The 18,166-nt window shown below is 50.5% G+C and carries 18 protein-coding genes; 6 read left to right on the top strand and 12 right to left on the bottom strand.

Annotation, left to right across the window (positions count from 1 at the left end; all coding sequences use genetic code 11):
• Position 1 precedes the first annotated feature (1 nt).
• Positions 2–481, top strand: coding sequence for a cyanase (gene cynS, locus WJM45_RS07420; RefSeq protein WP_341328323.1), 480 nt, complete (start codon positions 2–4; stop codon positions 479–481).
• Positions 482–637: 156 nt separating this feature from the next.
• On the opposite strand, the gene WJM45_RS07415 is transcribed toward cynS, so the two are convergent.
• The 3 genes from WJM45_RS07415 to nirB all read right to left on the bottom strand — a co-directional run bounded on the left by WJM45_RS07415 (position 638) and on the right by nirB (position 4,662).
• Positions 638–1,555 (bottom strand): PhzF family phenazine biosynthesis protein, encoded by a 918-nt coding sequence (locus WJM45_RS07415; protein ID WP_341328322.1) that lies wholly within the window; start codon positions 1,553–1,555, stop codon positions 638–640.
• A gap of 222 nt (positions 1,556–1,777) precedes the next feature.
• Positions 1,778–2,104, bottom strand: coding sequence for a nitrite reductase small subunit NirD (gene nirD, locus WJM45_RS07410; RefSeq protein ID WP_341328321.1), 327 nt, complete (start codon positions 2,102–2,104; stop codon positions 1,778–1,780).
• A gap of 2 nt (positions 2,105–2,106) precedes the next feature.
• Entirely contained in the window at positions 2,107–4,662 is a 2,556-nt protein-coding gene (gene nirB, locus WJM45_RS07405; RefSeq protein WP_341328320.1) for a nitrite reductase large subunit NirB, read from the bottom strand.
• An 819-nt stretch (positions 4,663–5,481) separates the two neighbouring features.
• Between nirB and WJM45_RS07400 the strand changes: the two genes are divergently transcribed.
• The 3 genes from WJM45_RS07400 to WJM45_RS07390 all read left to right on the top strand — a co-directional run bounded on the left by WJM45_RS07400 (position 5,482) and on the right by WJM45_RS07390 (position 8,128).
• Entirely contained in the window at positions 5,482–6,960 is a 1,479-nt protein-coding gene (locus WJM45_RS07400) for an MFS transporter (protein ID WP_341328319.1), read from the top strand.
• 1 nt (position 6,961) lies between these two features.
• Positions 6,962–7,540: an ANTAR domain-containing protein gene (locus tag WJM45_RS07395; protein ID WP_341328318.1), complete on the top strand. Its 579-nt coding sequence runs from the start codon at positions 6,962–6,964 to the stop codon at positions 7,538–7,540.
• A 72-nt stretch (positions 7,541–7,612) separates the two neighbouring features.
• Positions 7,613–8,128: a DUF2380 domain-containing protein gene (locus WJM45_RS07390; protein WP_341328317.1), complete on the top strand. Its 516-nt coding sequence runs from the start codon at positions 7,613–7,615 to the stop codon at positions 8,126–8,128.
• 564 nt (positions 8,129–8,692) lie between these two features.
• Here WJM45_RS07390 and WJM45_RS07385 read toward each other — a convergent pair.
• The 9 genes from WJM45_RS07385 to WJM45_RS07345 form a co-directional block, all read right to left on the bottom strand.
• Positions 8,693–9,367 carry a PIN domain-containing protein gene (locus WJM45_RS07385; protein WP_341328316.1) on the bottom strand — a complete coding sequence of 225 codons (675 nt, stop codon included), beginning with the start codon at positions 9,365–9,367 and terminating at the stop codon, positions 8,693–8,695.
• A 24-nt stretch (positions 9,368–9,391) separates the two neighbouring features.
• Positions 9,392–10,204: a formylmethanofuran dehydrogenase subunit C gene (locus WJM45_RS07380; RefSeq protein ID WP_341328315.1), complete on the bottom strand. Its 813-nt coding sequence runs from the start codon at positions 10,202–10,204 to the stop codon at positions 9,392–9,394.
• Complete coding sequence (gene fhcD, locus WJM45_RS07375) at positions 10,201–11,097, bottom strand: formylmethanofuran--tetrahydromethanopterin N-formyltransferase (protein WP_341328916.1); 897 nt, start codon at positions 11,095–11,097, stop codon at positions 10,201–10,203. Before fhcD ends, WJM45_RS07380 begins: the two co-directional genes overlap by 4 nt.
• A 47-nt stretch (positions 11,098–11,144) precedes the next feature.
• Positions 11,145–11,480 carry a DUF5615 family PIN-like protein gene (locus WJM45_RS07370; protein WP_341328314.1) on the bottom strand — a complete coding sequence of 112 codons (336 nt, stop codon included), beginning with the start codon at positions 11,478–11,480 and terminating at the stop codon, positions 11,145–11,147.
• Complete coding sequence (locus WJM45_RS07365; protein WP_014147754.1) at positions 11,480–11,707, bottom strand: DUF433 domain-containing protein; 228 nt, start codon at positions 11,705–11,707, stop codon at positions 11,480–11,482. Before WJM45_RS07365 ends, WJM45_RS07370 begins: the two co-directional genes overlap by 1 nt.
• Positions 11,708–11,824: 117 nt before the next feature.
• Entirely contained in the window at positions 11,825–12,094 is a 270-nt protein-coding gene (locus WJM45_RS07360) for a hypothetical protein (protein WP_341328313.1), read from the bottom strand.
• Positions 12,087–12,362 (bottom strand): DUF4160 domain-containing protein, encoded by a 276-nt coding sequence (locus WJM45_RS07355; RefSeq protein ID WP_341328312.1) that lies wholly within the window; start codon positions 12,360–12,362, stop codon positions 12,087–12,089. The genes WJM45_RS07360 and WJM45_RS07355 overlap by 8 nt, the downstream gene beginning before the upstream one ends.
• A 225-nt stretch (positions 12,363–12,587) precedes the next feature.
• A complete protein-coding gene (locus tag WJM45_RS07350) occupies positions 12,588–14,246 on the bottom strand; it encodes a formylmethanofuran dehydrogenase subunit A (RefSeq protein WP_341328311.1) in 1,659 nt (552 codons plus the stop codon).
• A 192-nt stretch (positions 14,247–14,438) separates the two neighbouring features.
• On the bottom strand, positions 14,439–15,698 hold the full coding sequence (locus tag WJM45_RS07345; RefSeq protein WP_341328310.1) for a formylmethanofuran dehydrogenase subunit B: 1,260 nt from the start codon (positions 15,696–15,698) through the stop codon (positions 14,439–14,441).
• Between the two features lie 485 nt (positions 15,699–16,183).
• On the opposite strand from WJM45_RS07345, the gene WJM45_RS07340 reads away from it, so the two are divergent.
• Together WJM45_RS07340 and dapC are read left to right on the top strand one after the other, a co-directional pair.
• A complete protein-coding gene (locus WJM45_RS07340; protein ID WP_341328309.1) occupies positions 16,184–16,969 on the top strand; it encodes a M48 family metallopeptidase in 786 nt (261 codons plus the stop codon).
• Complete coding sequence (dapC, locus tag WJM45_RS07335; RefSeq protein WP_341328308.1) at positions 16,969–18,165, top strand: succinyldiaminopimelate transaminase; 1,197 nt, start codon at positions 16,969–16,971, stop codon at positions 18,163–18,165. Before WJM45_RS07340 ends, dapC begins: the two co-directional genes overlap by 1 nt.
• Position 18,166: the final 1 nt, after the last annotated feature.

Below are 18,166 nucleotides of genomic sequence, written 5' to 3'. Positions count from 1 at the left end.
TATGAAAACGACTCCATCATCCAGCAAAGCCGATTCCTTGCTCACCAAAGAGCAAATGACCGATCGGATCATCACGGCAAAAGTACAAAAGCAACTCACCTGGACGGCCATTGCCGAACAAATCGGCGTCGATGAGGTTTGGCTGACCTCGGCTTGTCTGGGAATGAACAGCATGAAACCGGAACTGGCCGAAAAACTATGCGCCGTTCTGGAACTACCCAACGAAGTGCAAATCGCCCTGGCAATGTTTCCTTACAAACAATGGGCCTTCGATGTACCTCAAGACCCACTGATTTACCGACTTTATGAAGTCGTCGGCGTTTACGGCGAAACCTTGAAAGAAATCATTCACGAAAAATTCGGCGACGGCATCATGAGCGCGATCGATTTCAGCATGACGGTGGGCAAGGAAGAAAACCCAGCCGGCGATCGCGTTATTATCACGATGAACGGTAAGTTTTTGCCTTATAAGTCCTGGTAAGCCAGGTTAGATTTGCTCTATAACCCAACTCTATTCAAACCGTAATGTTGCAGCACGTAGCCCGTATGCAGCGTAGCGGAATACGTGAATGGCGTGGCTTCGAACGTCCCGGATTGCGCTACACTCCATCCGGGCTACACTGCTAAGGGTAAACCTTCATTTCGGCAAATCGATTACCCCCTCGGCAAACATCACGGCCTCGCCTCCGACGCGAAGAGGCAGTAACTCCTCGCCTTTGTTATCCATTTCGATGCGAATAACACTGCGCCGCGAACGCGCGTCGCCACGGTCCAGGGCGAAACTATGCGTGCCCTTACGCGTATGCTCGAACGAACACAAATACGAACAAAAAGCCGGCACCGCATTACCGACCGGCGGATCATCGGTTAAGGCCAAATGAGGACCCAGAAGCCGTAAATTGAAATCGGCATCGGGGAACGGCGTTTTCGGCGCAAACAACAAAATCTCTTGCGCGGCGGTTTGCGGCGCGGTGGATTGGCTCCAAGCGGGATAATTAAACACGGCTTTTCTTACCGACTCGTATTTCCAAACCGGCACGATCAAATAGGGATAACCGCATGAAACCAGTCTTGGCGAATACTTTTTGTGATCGAGTTCCGATTGCTCCAAGCCCAGAAAAGCGGCTAATTCTTCATCGCCCGGTGCAAACCGGTCGACGATTGCGCTGACTTTTCGAGTAAATTGCACAAAACCGGGCTTTCCGCCGACACTCGTAATGTTCGCTTCGACAGGCCCCGCATTTTGTTCGAACACGACCCGGGTAATCGGCTCGTTTAATTCGATATCGCCGCAACTGGCCAATACAAAAGCCGCGGCAATGACCGGATGACCGCCTAAATGAATCTCCGCCAGCGGCGAAAATATGCGCATTCTTCGCACATTGCCGTCATTGAGCTTATGAAAAATGAAGACGGTTTCGGACAAATTCAGTTCCTTGGCTATCAAGGCCATTTTTTCGGCATTGAGTCCGTCCGCTTTCGGAAAAACGGCAATTTGCGCGCCATTGAACACCCGGTTCGTGAAAACGTCGGCAATATAATAGTGATATTTCATAAATCTCCCTAAGGAACAAGTAATAGGCTTTGCGGCAGTTCGGTGACTCGCTTGACAGGACGCCGTAAATACATCTATGTAGGCTTGGCGGCGGAATCTGATTGCCATGGATGGCATGAATGCAGATTTTGCAGGAGCAAAAATCTGCCCTGCCGCCGACACCTGTCAATCGAGCCACCGAACCCCCTTCTAACAGTTGTCGAAGTTATTTCATGCTCGTTCCTAAACGTTAACGGCAACTCGGCGATTTTCGATACGAACACCATAGGTTTCGATTTTGACAGTCTCATTCTCGAAGCAAACGCCCGTTTCCAGATTGAAATGCTGTTTGTAAAGCGGCGATGCCACCATCGGCTGACCTCCGATATCGCCGATCATACCGCGCGACAGCACATTAGCCTTACCGAACGGATCGAAGTTATCGACCGCGTAAACCGACTGTTCCTTCGGCATATAAAACAAAGCAATTTGCTTGCCATCCGCCCAGACGCAAACACCCGAATCCGGCTGCAGATCGTCGACCGAGCAGACATCGATCCATTCGCTCATGCTCATGCCTCCTCCAATATCTTGAAGTGCTTCCGGGCCTTCAATTCCTCCCGTTCTCGTTCATCGGCAGGGCGCACTTGGCCGCGCTCCTCGACGAACACGATGTTATCGTCGGGCCGGTCGCTGTTGACGAAATGCCGGAAACGTTTCAATTTACTCTCGTCCTCGATCGTAATTTTCCATTCGCATTGATAGGTATCGATCACATGGCGCATTTGTTTTTCCAGTGCTTCGCCAATACCGAGACTATCCTCGATCACGACCGAGCGCAAATAATCCAGGCCGCCTTCCATATTTTCCATCCACACCGACGTACGCTGCATCCGGTCGGCCGTACGCACATAAAAAATCAGCACGCGATCGATATATTTGATCAGTGTTTCCTTGTCGAGTTGGGTCGCGAACAAATCGCCGTGCCGGGGTTTCATCCCGCCGTTGCCGCAGACATACAAATTCCAACCGCCCTCGGTCGCGATCACGCCGATGTCTTTGCTCTGGGCTTCGGCGCATTCGCGTGTGCAGCCGGACACGGCAAATTTGATCTTGTGCGGCGCCCGAAGTCCTTTATAACGGTTTTCCAGCTCGATCGCGAGACCGACGCTATCATCGACGCCGAAACGGCACCAAGTACTGCCGACACAGGATTTGACGGTTCTAAGGGACTTACCATAAGCATGTCCGCTTTCGAAGCCGGCGTCGATCAATTCCCGCCAGATCGACGGCAATTGCTCGACCCGGGCACCGAACAGATCGACCCGCTGACCGCCGGTAATTTTCGTATACAAACCGTATTTTTTGGCGACCTGCCCCAGCACGATCAATTTCTCGGGCTGGATTTCGCCGCCGGTCACGCGAGGCACGACCGAATAGGTGCCGTCCTTTTGCATGTTCGCGAGAAAGATATCGTTGGTATCCTGTAAGCCGACATGCTCTTTTTTGAGAATATAGTCATTCCAGTATGAGGCCAGAATCGAGCCGACCGCTTGTTTGCAAACTTCACAGCCGCGACCGCGCCCATGTTTTTCGATCAATTCGTCGAAGGTCTTGATTTCCTCGACCATGATCAAATGATACAACTCCTGCCGGGTATGCGGAAAATGCTCGCAAATATCGGTGCTGACCTCGATGCCAAGTTTGGCCAATTCGCATTCCATGACCGATTTCATCAACGGCACGCAACCGCCGCAACCGGTTCCGGCCTTGGTTTCCGACTTGAGAGCGGACACCGTATTGCAACCGGCTTCGATCGCCGAACAAAGCGTTGCCTTATCAACATCATGACATGAACAAATTTGCGCCGACATCGGCAGTGCATCGGGCCCGAGGCCGACCGACTCGTCGGAACGGTGCGGCAAAATCAACGAATCCGGGTTTTCCGGCAATTCGATACCGTTCAAGCAATATTGCAGCAAGGTTCCGTAACCCGAAACATCGCCGACCAGCACTGCACCTAATAGCCGTTTTTTATCGGCGTTAACCACAAGTCGCTTATAGACTTCGCTATCGCCGTTTTGATAGGTGTAGACCAATGCACCCGGCGTCTGCGCATGCGCATCGCCGATGCTTGCGACATCGACGCCCATCAACTTCAATTTGGTACTCATATCGGCGCCGGTAAAATAATTGTCGCCGCCTTCGAGCACCGACACGACGGTACGCGCCATTGCATAACCCGGCGCGACCAAGCCGAATATCCGGTTATTCCACAATGCACATTCGCCGATCGCGAAAATATCGGGATCGGAAGTCCGGCATTGATTGTCGATCACGATGCCGCCGCGCGGGCCGACTTCCAATTCGCAGGCCCGGGCGATATCGTCGCGCGGACGAATGCCGGCCGAGAACAAAATCAAGTCGGTTTCGAGCGCATCCCCGCCGGCGAAATTCATTTTATGCAAGCAACTCTCGCCGTCGTCGATCAAGGTCGTGTTCTTATTTAAATGCACAGTTACGCCGAGCGCTTCGATCTTGCGCTTCAACAATGCGCCGCCGCCGTCGTCCAATTGCACCGCCATTAGGCGCGGCGCGAATTCGACGACATGCGTGGTCAAGCCTAAGTCTTTCAAGGCCTTGGCGGCTTCCAGTCCGAGCAGGCCGCCGCCGACCACGACGCCGACCTTGGATTGTTCGGCCGCTGTTTGAATCGCCTCCAAATCTTCGATGGTTCGGTAAACCAAGCACCGCTCGCGTTCATGCCCCGCTACCGGCGGTACGAACGGGTATGATCCGGTCGCCAACACGATTTTGTCGTAAGCGATGTGGACGCCTTTCTCCGATAGAACTGTTTTAGCGCTACGGTTTATCGATTTTGCTCTGTCGCCTAAGTGTACTGTGATGCCGTGTTGTTCGAAAAAACCGTCTTCGACCATGGATAGATCCTGAGCGGTCTTGCCGGAAAAAAACGCCGACAGATGAACTCGGTCGTAAGCCGGCCTGGGTTCCTCGCAAAACACGACGACCTCATAATGTTCCTTCGCGCCGCTGCTCACCAGTCCGGCCAAAAAGTTTTGGCCGACCATACCGTTACCAATCACGACTAATGTTTGTTTCTTGCTCATCGGCAACCTCGGTTTTCTGTATCTAAATTTTAGGCAAAAAAAAAGGCGTCCAGTCGATGTGACGAATCACTCGAACAGGACGCCAATGCCCCAACAAAATCGGTACTCCGTTAGGAGTCTTGTTAGTGATAAAGCAATATGAATGCCATGTTTTCAAGCAACTTTCGCGAAGCCTTTATTTATCGGGTTTTAACAAGTAATTAATCAGTCAATCCGGATTCGATAATCATTAAATTACCGCTTTCACCGCACACATTCGGTGAATAGCGTTAACTTTCCGCACCAATATAAAGCAATATATTTATCCGCAACCGGATGAACAAGCGTGCGACACCAAAACATAAATCGGCATATTAATTGCTTGTTTTATTAAATTAAGCACTATTCACCTCTCGGTCACCGTAACTCTCATGAAGGCCCGGCCATCGCCCCGGCAAATGAAAGCTCTCTGTGTGGAGAGGGCGCGGTCACTCGCCCGACAGGACGCCGTGAACCCAGCACCTAAATTCCATAGGTCTTTGGCAATGATTCAAAATCATATCTTATTTAGGTGCTGGGTGAATACGTCCGTGTAGGCTCGACGGCGGCGACTGATTGCCATGGATGGCATGAATGCAGATTTTGCATTACGCCATGGATGGCGTGTATTAGGGCAATGCAGGAGCAATTGCCGAGGAGCAAAAATCTGCCCTGCCGCCGACGCCTGTCGATCGAGCAACCGCACCCTCTCCGGAACCGGTATTTTCTCTGTCGAGCTTCTTAGATCGAAAAATTAGATAATGAGTCCAAATCTACGAACTTTCACAGTAAAACCAGCTAATGTCCACACTACAACTCAAGTTACTCGGCTTTTCCGGTAAAATCAAAATCCTACATTTGACCTGGACGGCTTTTTTCATCAGCTTTGTCGTCTGGTTCAATCATGCTCCGCTGATGCTTATGATCATGGATTCTGTGAATCTCTCCGAATCCGAAGTCAACATTCTGCTGTTATTAAATTTTGCGCTGCCCATTCCGGCTCGCATCATCATCGGCATGGTCGTAGACCGCTTCGGCGCAAGAATCAGTTATAGCACTCTACTGGCACTGAGTAGCCTACCTTGCTTAGCCTTTGCGATGGCCGAATCGTTTGAACAATTAGCCTGGGCGCGCTTCTGTTTGGGATTTATCGGCGCGGGTTTCGTGATCGGCATTCGCATCATCGGCGATTGGTTTCCCGCTCGGCAAGTCGGCGTTGCTGAAGGCATCTACGGGGGCTGGGGCAATTTCGGTTCAGCCGCCGCGACTATCTTGTTACCGGGACTGGCATTATATTTCGGCGCCGAAAACGGCTGGCGTTATGCGATTGCCGCAACCGGTATTTTGTCGCTAGCATATGCGTTCATCTATTACCGGAATGTCGAGGATACGCCGCCCGACGTGCCCTATTTGAAACCTAGACGTTCGGGCGCAATGGAGGTTACTTCGATAAAAGACCTATTCCTTTACATCTGCACGACCGTACCGCTTTATGCCGCAATGTCTTTGCTCACTTGGCAACTATCGACGCCGGAAGCCGATTTACTTAGTACACCCTGGGTCCTTGCAATCAACATCATTGTCTGGACACTTTTCTTTGTTCAAGCTTATCAAATCGTCGTAATCAATGCGGAACGGCTCAGCCGCCCGATCGACAGTATTCACCATTATCCATTCAAACAAATCACTATTCTGAGTGTCGCTTATCTGATGACGTTCGGCTCCAAATTAGCCGTGGTATCGATGCTGCCGATGTTTTTCTTTACGATTTACCGCGAAACCCAAGCTGTCTCGATGATCGATGCAGGCCTGATGGCATCGAGCTTCATTGCCATGAACCTAATCGCCCGCCCGGCCGGGGGCTGGCTCAGCGACAGAATCGGCCGCAAGTTTTCGCTGACGATGTTTCTAGCCGGTACCTCGCTCGGTTATTACTCGATGTCTTTTATTGCCGGCGATTGGCCCATTATGATGACTATTTCAATGACGGTGTTGTGTTCGATATTTCTTCAGGCCGCTGAAGGCGCGGTATTTGCTATCGCGCCGTTGATCAAAAAACCCATGACCGGCCAGATAGCCGGCATCGTCGGCGCTTACGGCAATGCCGGTGCGATTATTTTTTTAGCGCTGATGAGTCATGTCGCGCCGTCTACGTTTTTCATCATTCTGGCAGTTTGCGCATTAGCATCGGCAATCTTGGCGCGCTACCTCGAAGAGCCTAAAGAGTTCATTACCGAAGTCATGCCTGACGGCACTTTAGTGAAAATCGAACTGGATTGACATGCAAGCGCTGAAAGTCTTAATCGCCGATGAAATCCAAGGCGAAAAACTGCTCGAGAAAACCCTGAAAAAGCATGGTTTCGAAACCGCTTGCCTTCCGTTCGATACTATCGATTTACATTCGTTGGTATTAAATTTATTGCCGGACATCGTGGTATTGAATGTTTATACCCCAACACCGAAGATACTCGATGCCATATTAACGATCAATCAAAGCCATTCGGCGCCGGTGATCCTGTTTGCCGAGGATCAAGATAGCGACACGATCGATAAAGTCATCAAGGCCGGCGTCAGCGCTTATATCGTCGACGGACTCGACCCCAAACGCATCAAAACCATCATCGATATCGCAGTGGCTCGATTCAAAGAGCAAAACGCCATCAAGGAAGAATTGAAAAAAACCAAATCGCAACTGGAAGAAAGAAAATCGGTCGACCGAGCAAAGGGGATTTTAATGAAATCGCAAGGCTTCGACGAAGCACAGGCTTATCATGCGCTGCGAAAACTGGCGATGGACCGGAATATTTCGATCGGTGAAATGGCTAAAAACGTCATTTCTATGGCGGATTTATTGAAATAACGATCATGCTTTCTATCGTTTCGATTTACGGGTAGACTGTCTTTCTCTTGTCAATCATGAACGAGAAAGCCGATGAAAAACCGTCACTGTAACCGCCTCATTGCCGCTTTTTTCCTGATGATATTCGCCACGAGCGCCTTGGCGGAATCTCGAATTGCTGTTTTGGTTTTCGAGTTAAAAGATCTCACATTGGCTCCAGGCATCCCTCAAGAATTGGAGCGCACCGCTTCGATCAAGCCTCAACTCGAAGCCGAATTGACATCATTAGGAAATGACATAGTCGAAACCGACTTCGCATCCCAACAAAAGTCCGATGCCGGGACCGGTTATTTATTCGATCACCATGATGTGGCCGCGAAACTGGGCAAGCAGTTCGGCGCCGATTACATCCTGGTCGGTAGACTGCACAAACCGAGCTTCTTGTTTGCTTATATCATGGGGCATTTGATACGAGTCGAAGACGGCAAACTGATTGCCGATTACACTTTCGAAGCCAAAGGCCCTAATCAATTCCAAACCAATAAGACTGTCAAAACCCTGGCTAAAGCGATCGACAAAGATTTAAAGCGCCTGTCTCAATCCCACTAAAAAACCAGGTTGAGTACGCCCCGCGCACTAATGCTGGCGCGGGACGGGTTATTCAACCCGCTCCAAACGTTTTTTGTTTGCTTTGAGCATAGTCGAAACTTTCCGGACGGGGTTACAAACCCATACGCATCAAGCTAAACCCATACGCATCAAGCTAAGGATGTCGCTAAAATTAACTTCCTGATTTGCTCAAGTTTCTTGTAGGAATAAGTTCTCATTCGCCAAGGGCGATTAAAATCGCCCTTGTCTTGAATTTATGGCGCTTCGAGGACTTCGACATAAACCGTGGATGCCGAGCATCAGTGACTTCGAAAGTCGCGACGAAGGCGTCGCTCCCACAGAGGGTGGCTAATGCACTGTGGGAGCGATCCCCAGATCGCGATTTCGAGGCCGAGAATGTCAAGTTACAATAAATGGTTTCGAGGTCACATTGTCTAGGATTGCAAAAGAGAATACATGACTTATGTATAGCGATGGGTCCGGAAATTGGGAAAGCTTACGGGTTGACCGTTTTAGCTTGATGCGCATGGGTTACAAACCCCTTCCGGCAAAGGTAAAGAGCGACTATTCAGCCGCTAACGCTTCGATTTTTGTTTGATTGTAAGTGACTTTATTATCCTTAATCTCTATAGCCTGCTTTTGAATCAACTCATCGAATAAATCTTCCTCATTAACCACATTATTCTTAAATTTACTGCGAATACTGTTGAGCAGGGTTTCTTTTTTAACCGGTCGGCTTCGACTGTGCTTGATCAAATGCGCGCAAAACTCCTGCACCAAAACTTCAGAGCTTTTCGGTGCGAAGCCCGGCATATTTTCGAGTTTGACACCGATACGTTGCGCGCTCCGGTTCTGGCTGATTAATAGACTAACCGCATGATCGAGGTCGTTGTCGTCGGAAACGACATCGAAATGGGTATTTTCGGGGAGTTGAGCCATCATTACGCCGGCCCAAAAGGTGATGCCGAAATCGGCGGAGTTCTTGCCGCCATTCGGCATTTTAATGATTTTCAGACGATTTTGATTGACCGTTGCGGTCAGCGGCACGACCCAATCGAGCGGAACGCGAGCGCCGCACTGCGCATAGCAAATCACGACGTGGGTATAGACGGCCAGATCTTCCATCAACTGATAGACTTGTTTCGGACAATTTTCGAGATCAATCAGCAAAACGCGAGCGGCGTAATCCGCATCTTCGTCTTCCCTGACCGCCCCATTGTCCGAAACGTTTTCGTTCATGTCGGCCGGCCCCTGCTTACATCGTTAAGTCCTGACCAGCACTTCGCCACGCCCCATTTCAGCCATGTCGCCGCCGTAACGCCGGACGCGACTGAAGACCGCAGCAGGGTCTGCGAATTTCGAATCGAATCCTTTGAACGACGCGAACAACATCGGCAAAAACGCCAACGTATGCGAGCCGCAATCATTGAAGGTCGCCGGCAGGTCTGGCTGATTCCAAAGCAGCAAGGTGCCTCGGCGCATCGCATAGCCGGTATAGCGCCCGGTCTTGCCCATCACCGCGATCGTGCCGGCCGTCATTCTCGAACCGCAATAATCGCCGGCATTGCCTTCAATAAGAATATTGCCGCGGCGCATATGATCGCCGACCCGCTCGCCGGCGTTGCCTTTAACCAAAACGGTGCCGCCTTTCATGCCCATTTTGTTACCGGGCAAAGCGGCGCCGAGAAAATCGCCGGTGCTTCCGTTGATCTGAATGAAACCTTTTTTCATTTCGCAAGCCGCGAAAAGTCCGGCGTTGCCGTTGACGGTAATCGCGCCGGACTTCATGCCTAGCCCCAGATAAGCACCGACATCGCCTTCGACGCGTATCTCTCCTTCGGTTAATTCTTTACCGATAAAATCGAGCTTGGCATAGCTGTTCTTGATGACAATCTGTTGTGTATCATCTCCGGCAATCGTGAATAGTTCGTCGACGCGAATTTTGCGCTTGCCGCTATCGAGTTCAAGCGCTGCAATATCGGTCGGCGATAACCCCGCCAGTTTTTGACAAACCAAAGGCGACATATCGACGCGCTGAGCCGGTCGCTGTTTCAGCGTGAAGGTTAACGCAGTCATGCCATGATCTCCTGTAAATGAAAATGGAAGGGGCCGAGTTTACCGCCGTAATTGCCGGCACTGATGCGTTTGATGCCGTTCGCGGCGCCTAGGTCGCAGACCGCCTGAATGCCGACGCGCATCGCCTTGTCGATGTCTTCCTTAGTCAGACCGTCGATGACGATTTCCATCACCGATTCGATTTCAGGCGACAAATCGGTTTTGGTGATGCCTTTCAGTGTCGGGCAAAAAGCATCGTTGGTCGATGCGCCAAGCGCCTTATATTTCGAACCGACTTTCGAACCGGAGCGAACGACGCCGCCCGGAAACGGCATGATCACATTCGGAATTTTGCGCATTTCCTCGATCGCCGCTTCGCAGGCCGCCAGCGCTTGCGGCTGCGATTCGGCCAAGACCAAGAAATTACCGCCGCCGACCGCATCGACCTGGCCCGTCGTCGCCTCGGTCAGAAACTCGCCGTCCATGACCGGCACGCGCCAATAGCGTTTGCCGCCGATCACTTTGGAAATCTGGAAACCGTCGCCGAAATAGCGCAGGTTTTTACCCAGCGGAATCGGCTTGTCGCTGTCAATGCCGGCGAACAAGGCCGAAGTCGGCGAAGTCAACACGCATTGCCCGGCGCGCGTTTCCAATTGTTTCGCGAGGCCCTTGCCGCCCATCGCGAAGATCATCACCGAAACACCGGGCCGTCCGTCGGGCGTCTCGGAAGGATCGAGCACACGCTCGATGCCGGCCTCGCAGCCGCAAGCGATCACCGAAGTCGCAAAGCCGGTCATCGCCTGCGCCGAGATCATCGCCCATTTTTCGTTCTGCGCGGTGATAATCGCGCGCGTCGCCTTCATCGGAAAGGCCTCGGCAAAGGTTTTGTCTATCGTTACGCCGTTAATAATCATCATGGGTACACATGGTTAAATATTTGAAAGTAAGTAAAGTGTTGACGTTATCGGTATATCTCGATGCAGGCCTTGTTTTCGTCGATCAATGCCATTTCTATCGCGTCCTTTTTAGTCAACAAAGAATTGATAATCGCCGCTTTGGACTGATTGCCTATTTTCAGCCAAACAATTTTAGGCGGTTGACCGTAAAGATTCGACATTTCAAAAAAATCAGCGTCCTTCGTGACGATAACAAAGTCGTTGGTTTTGGCATATTCCCGAATTTCCCAGTCACTGGCGCGTTCCAAACCTAATATCGCAACTTGTGTGGATTCAGGATATGCTTCAACTAAAAAGGCCACTGCACGGCGCGACAAGTTTTCATCCAACAGCAGCTTCATTAAATAATTGCCGCTAAGCTATGCTCACGTTCGGCTGCAAAAGCCAAACAAGCCCTTATATCGTTTGACTCCAGTTCAGGATAATCGTCCAAAATTTCCACTTCGCTCATACCCTCCGCAAGCCATCCCAAAACATCGTAAACCGTAATCCGCAACCCGCGAATACAAGGCTTACCACCTCGCTTTCCGGGTTCGATAGTAATGATGCTGCGATAATCTATAGCCATAGGTATCTCCGGATTTTTTGTTTATTTCTTCTACGGCTGTTATCAATCTATTTTCGTTTGATAATGCCGCGGAAACGCTGATATGTTCCAATTTTGCGAGTTGTCCAATTAACTACCTCAAGCAGCCTTCAAATCACGCTGCAACTTACCTTGCTGCTTGAGTTTGTTATGTATATCTCCAGGACTGAGCTCCAAACCATTTTTCCAGCATAATGCCCCTAGCTCTATAAAGAATCGTTTAAAGTAACCTTCATCTTGTAATGGAATGACTAACTCAGTTTGTTTGTCCAACAGAAGCTGCAAATCGTAATCGCCGACGGTTTGATCGGAAAACCACAAGCGTATGGTTTTATGTTCAATATATTTGGCTTTGACGATTTTAATCATTATCGGCTCCGGCTATACGCTGCAACGGCTTTAACTGAATGGCTAACTGCCAATCCGCCATTAATTCTTCCTGATGCTCTTTCTCCCATTCTCTAACCAGTTTTAATGCTTTACTCGGCAAACGGCCTTCAAGCACCTCACCGCTTTCGATCGCAATTAACGCCTGATGACCTTGATACTCAGCGTGAAATTGCGGTGGATTGTGATCATCGTGATACATCCGGATGTAAATGCCAAAAAAATAGGAAATATACCTTTCGCACTTCAAATTTCGGCAATGTCCGAGGAGGCGTCGGGGTGTTCGACAAAGGCTTTGCCAGCATGGAGCTGGCATAGAGCCTACAAGGACGTATTCACGGCGTCCTTTGTCGAACACCCCTGCGCCGAATTTTGATATACGATGAGTATAACAGGCATCAGCTAGTAGTCTCGTAGTCCATACGCTGATTTCCAAGATCCAGCATGGGAATCAGCGATGCGAAAAACAGCTTCGTCACACCTGCAACGGATGCACCGTCAAACTTCCCCGCCCGTCCTCGGTAAACTCGTCGTCGCTGATTTTAAAGTTACCCATTTTCATCGTCAGATAGCGGTCGAAATAAGACTTGAGGTCTTTTTCGACGACCGCGTCATAATCAGGTTTGACGACATGCGTCGTACCCCATTTTACGTGGACGATCTGTCCGTCCTTGACGACCAATTCACCGTCCTTGAACACGTAATCCGGTTTTTCGAACATTTTTTGCCGGTCGGCGTCTTCGGTGTAAACGGTGATGTCGCCCCAATTCCCGGCAGTCAGCCCGCCGCGATCTTTCAGGCCGATCAACTTGGCCGCGCCCGCGCGCGTCATGATCGCGATTTCGTTCAGCGTGTATTCGCGGTCGATCGAAGCCAACGTCGTCATTTTTTGCGCTTCCGGGTGTATCGTCGCAAGCATGTCGTTACGAAAGCTCTTATCCATAAGCAAGCGAATCAGATGCGGATAGGTCGTAAACGGCGCGCCGTTCGGGTGGTCTGTGGTCAAAAATACGCGCCACGGGTCGTCGACCAGCAGGAAGATTTCTAGACCGATCGCCCATTGCAAGGCATTGACGAAATTTTGGTCCTTGTATTTAAACGGCACAACTCCGCAGCCGGCATCGCATTCGATATCCATGCATACCCACTTGTTCGGATGCGCGTGCTTGTGATTCGCATGTTGGCGCATGTTGTCGCCCGAAGCCGTGACGGTCTGACCGAACAGAATCTGTCCGACGTCGATCGTAATGTTTTTGTGCTTGTTGACCGCTTCGGCGATTTGCGCGGCACCCGACGAAAATTTGAAATCGCCTTCGGTGCCGTAGCTATGGAATTGGATGTGCGTCAAATGCATCGGCAGGCCGCCCACGCCTTGAATCGTATCGAGCGTCGTGTCGACATTGCCCGGCACGCCTAGATTACAACCATGCACATGCAAAGGATGCGGGACGCCTAATTCCTTGACCGCAGTCGCCAAGGTTTGCAGGATTTGCCTCGGCGTCACATCGTAATGGGCATTTTTTTCATCGAGATCGAGTTTGCGTTGATTAAACTTGAACGCGCTGATGCCGCCGGCATTGACGACCTTGATTCCGATGCATTTTGACGCTTGTAGAATCCACGCGACATAATCGTTAACCGCTTTCTGATCCTTTTTTGCGGTCAACATGCGCAGCAAGTAGTCGTCGCTGCCGAGCATTGCGTAGCCGCCTTTGTCCAAAATCGGAATATCGCCCATTTCCATGTGCGCCTGTCGAGCGTTAACCGGCAGCACTGCCGGCTCGAACGCGGCCGTATAACCCATTTCGGCGTAGCGATAGCCGGTGACATAAGTGCTCGGCATCGCATGACCGCTTCCGGAACGCGTCAAATCGGTGCGGATAACCGGATCCGAGCGGTGGTCTTCCGGTAACAAGATTCTCGCGATATTCCCCTTACCGCCGCCGATATGCGTGTGCATGTCGATCGCACCGGACATCACGACCTTACCGGTTAAATCATATTCTTGATCGATTCTGAGATCGGCCGCCGGCCTATCGATAATGCGGCCGTCTTGAATGTAAATATCGCGTTTTTGGCCGTCGATTCCGCCGGCGGGGTCATAAACCGTTCCACCTGTTAATTTAATCAGCATAGCTTTTCCAAATGATTAGAGATGAGCAGTACATCGAAGCACATAGACATCGGATTATTGGGTTAAATTGTATCATTATCGCGCTGCGCCTCTGCGCGAGACAATAATCAATCTATAAGTAACTATTCAGTCCCCCGACAATTATCGTTCCCGCGCTGGAGCGTGGGAACGATAGGGGGTGAATAATTACATCTATAGCGCTCGCTCGATCGCCGATAAAACTTCAGCCGTAGCGGGCAGACCCGAATCGCGCAATTTTTTCAGATGTATCGCCACAACACTATCGGCGCGATAAGCGTGGCCGGCATGATCGATACCCGGCGTGCCAAGCGGAATATAAACATCCGGTTCTTTATCGAATACCATGCCCGAACGGCCTAAGACAATGGTCGGCACATCGGTATCAGGCGGTATTGCTTTGCTATTGAATGCTTGCACCCACAGCAAAGCGTCGCCCTCACCGTTCTCGAGCATTGCTCTACTATCGAACAAATAAGGATCGTATTCGGGATAACCTTTAGCATAACTAATCCGCGCCGGATAACCGGAAATCCATCCGGCTACTTGGCTGGCTGTCAAATCGCCTTCCTTGCCGCTCAACGGCAAACCGGAACAGCGACTCCCCTGATCGTTGACATCCTTGATCAACTCGCAAATCGATTGGACAGTCAGTTCGGCTTGATCGAAAACCAACGCTGACGCTGCCCAAGTCACGACGCCGTATTTCGCAGCTTGCAAACGCTCGGCCACGGTCTGCAAATCGGAAACCTTAATACCGCACACCGAATCGACAACGATCTTATGTCCCTTAACTAGAGCTCTCAATACCGCTACAACCTCGGGCAAATCGGCATCGGCACACGTCAATACTTGCGCTTGTTTACCGTTTGGCGAAACCTGAGCAGTGCCGGAAGGCGCCTTGCCTAAATAAATTACCTCTCGGTTAGCGGTATCTTCCAGAAACATCGACTCCTGGTTCCATAGATAACGCTCAAAAAAACGCGGTAGGAAACTTTCCAAATCCTTACCGACCACCACCAGAAAATCGCAACGATTCTTCACCTCGGCCAGCGTTGTCGTCATCCATCCGGAATCCTGCATCGCCAAATAATTACGTCTCGATGCATTGAAGTTCATCTGATCGACCACGGCGCCGCAACGATCGGCCAACGCCAGCAGCGCACGCATACCGTTGACATCGGTCGCACAACCGCCGATGACCGGCTGACTGGAATCTTGCAATATTTCAACGGCTTTAGCCACAGCATGCTCAAGAGCGACTTGCTTCCCGGCGACTCTGGGCTTAAAGTCGGTAATGACTTGTTCAAATGCAGGGGTATTGACCGTGCAGCCGTTGCTAAGCACCTTCAACGACAAACCGTCGACACTGATTGTCAGATCATCGGTTCCAATACCGCAAAAAGGACTGGGCACTTCGGTAATTTCAGTCACGCGCGTTTCCTCTTTATATCTTTAATTGATTTAGATTTAGCCATGCCGAGTAAACGATTAACGCGAACCGGCACTACAGCAACAGCAAACATTTTAACCCGAAATAACGGCCCTGTCCCGTTTCACCCGGCAATTCCCGCTTAGAATTTTTCATTCATCCTGTACAGACAACCATAGATCCAGAGCCCGACAAATCAATCAACTTTGAAAACACGACATAACCTCACCATTGTCTGGTTAAAATCTTCTTGAATACTTTTTCGAACCTTCATTATCGAGTTACGTTAAAATATTGATCGAAATTACGAATACTCATTGCAGATTACGGCGATCTCGCAGTATAAACCCATCGCCCTTCATTTTTCGCCTTTAGCGTATGCAGACACCGAAATTTGACTTGTCTGTTTAGGGCATATTTTCGACGATAATCGCATATCTATTCCTGATCAACCTAACGTCTTCAATTCGGCAAAGGGTACCGCATTATGTTTAATAAAATCTCACTGGCACTTAGCGTCACCCTATTATTGAACGCTTGCGCCACCAGCCCGACAGGCAGAACGCAATTCGCATTCATGCCCGATACCCAACTCAATCAAATGGGGCTTCAGGCTTTCGACAGCTTAAAAAAAGAAACTCCGATTAGCAGCAATCAGAGGCACACTCAATTTGTTACTTGCGTATCCAATGCGGTCATCCGGGAAGTCGGAGGCAATTGGGAAGTCGTTGTATTCGAAGACAACAGCTTGAACGCCTTCGCCTTGCCCGGTAATAAAATCGGTGTGCATTCAGGCATGGTCAACTTCGTCGACAATCAAGACCAATTGGCCTCTATCATCGGTCACGAAATCGGCCATGTTTTGGCAAGGCACAGCAACGAACGCGTTTCGCAGCAAATGGCGGTCAGCTCAGGCATGGCATTGATTCAAGCCGTCAGCGCCCCCCAAACCGTATTGGGCCAAACGGCTCTCGGACTGCTCGGTGTCGGCGCCCAGTACGGCGTGCTATTGCCCTACAGCCGACTGCATGAAAACGAAGCCGATAAAATAGGCCTCGACTTGATGGCCAAGGCCGGTTTCGACCCCCGCCAAAGCGTTATACTGTGGCAAAAGATGGCGCGAGCCGGCGACGGTCAACAACCGCCGGAATTCATGTCTACACACCCCGCACACGCCACTCGAATTCAAGAATTGCAAAATGCCATGCCAAGAGCATTGGAAATTCAAAAACAGGCAGTCGCTCAAGGCAAACAACCTCGCTGCAGTAAATAATGAATCCAAATTTAAAGCATCTACAGCCTTACCCGTTCGAAAAGCTAGCTCGGCTCAAACAGGGCATCGTTCCGGCTGCCGATAAAGCTCACATCGCGCTGTCGATAGGCGAACCCAAACACATTACGCCACACATCATTCAAGAAGCGCTCATCACGCATATGCACGGTCTATCGGCTTATCCATCGACGCGCGGATTGCCGGAACTCCGACAAGCGATGGCCGAATGGATCGCGAGTCGCTTTCAAATACCGGTTGATTTACTCGATCCCGAAACACAAATACTGCCGGTTAACGGAACCCGCGAAGCCTTGTTTTCGTTCGCGCAATGCCTCGTCGAACCGAGCGAAAAACCGTTGGTCTTAAATCCGAATCCGTTTTACCAAATTTACGAAGGCGCGGCTTTACTAGCCGGAGCACAGCCTTATTTCCTGAATACGACCATGGAAAACGCTTACCTACCCGACTTCGACACTGTCCCCGAATCGGTTTGGCGACGTTGCCAGTTGTTGTATATTTGCTCGCCGGGCAATCCGACCGGTGCGGTCATCCCTCAAACACAGCTGGAACATTTGATCGAATTGGCCGAGCGCTTCGATTTCGTAATTGCGTCGGACGAATGCTACAGCGAAATTTATGCCGACGAAAACAACCCGCCAACCGGACTTTTGGAGGCGGCCATTGCGATCGGCAACACCGAATTTAAACGCTGCGTGATTTTCCACAGCCTTTCGAAGCGCTCGAATGCGCCGGGTTTGCGATCGGGCTTCGTCGCCGGAGACGCGGAAATTCTGCAGCGTTATTTTCAATACCGCACCTACCATGGCTGCGCGATGCCGGTGCCGACGCAACATGCCAGCATAGCTGCCTGGCGCGATGAAGCGCATGTCGTCGACAACCGTCAGTTATACCGGGAAAAATTTAGTGCATTCAAAGATATATTATCCGAAGCTACTGCCGTTACCATCCCTCCGGCAAGTTTCTATATCTGGCTAAAAACGCCGGTATCCGAAATTCAATTTGCACAACAGCTGTTTGCATCCGAAAATATAACAGTCTTGCCGGGCAGTTATTTATCCAGACCGTTCAACGAATCCGATCCCGGCCGGAATCACGTCAGGATAGCCTTAGTGGCGCCGATCGACGAATGCATCGATGCCGCAGAGCGCATTAGAAATTTCATTCACACGCTATAAA

It is taken from the genome of Methylotuvimicrobium sp. KM2, assembly GCF_038051925.1.
Classification (GTDB): Bacteria; Pseudomonadota; Gammaproteobacteria; order Methylococcales; family Methylomonadaceae; genus Methylotuvimicrobium.
Note: the sequence above shows the minus strand (reverse complement) of the source record. Positions and strands in the feature narration are given on the sequence as shown.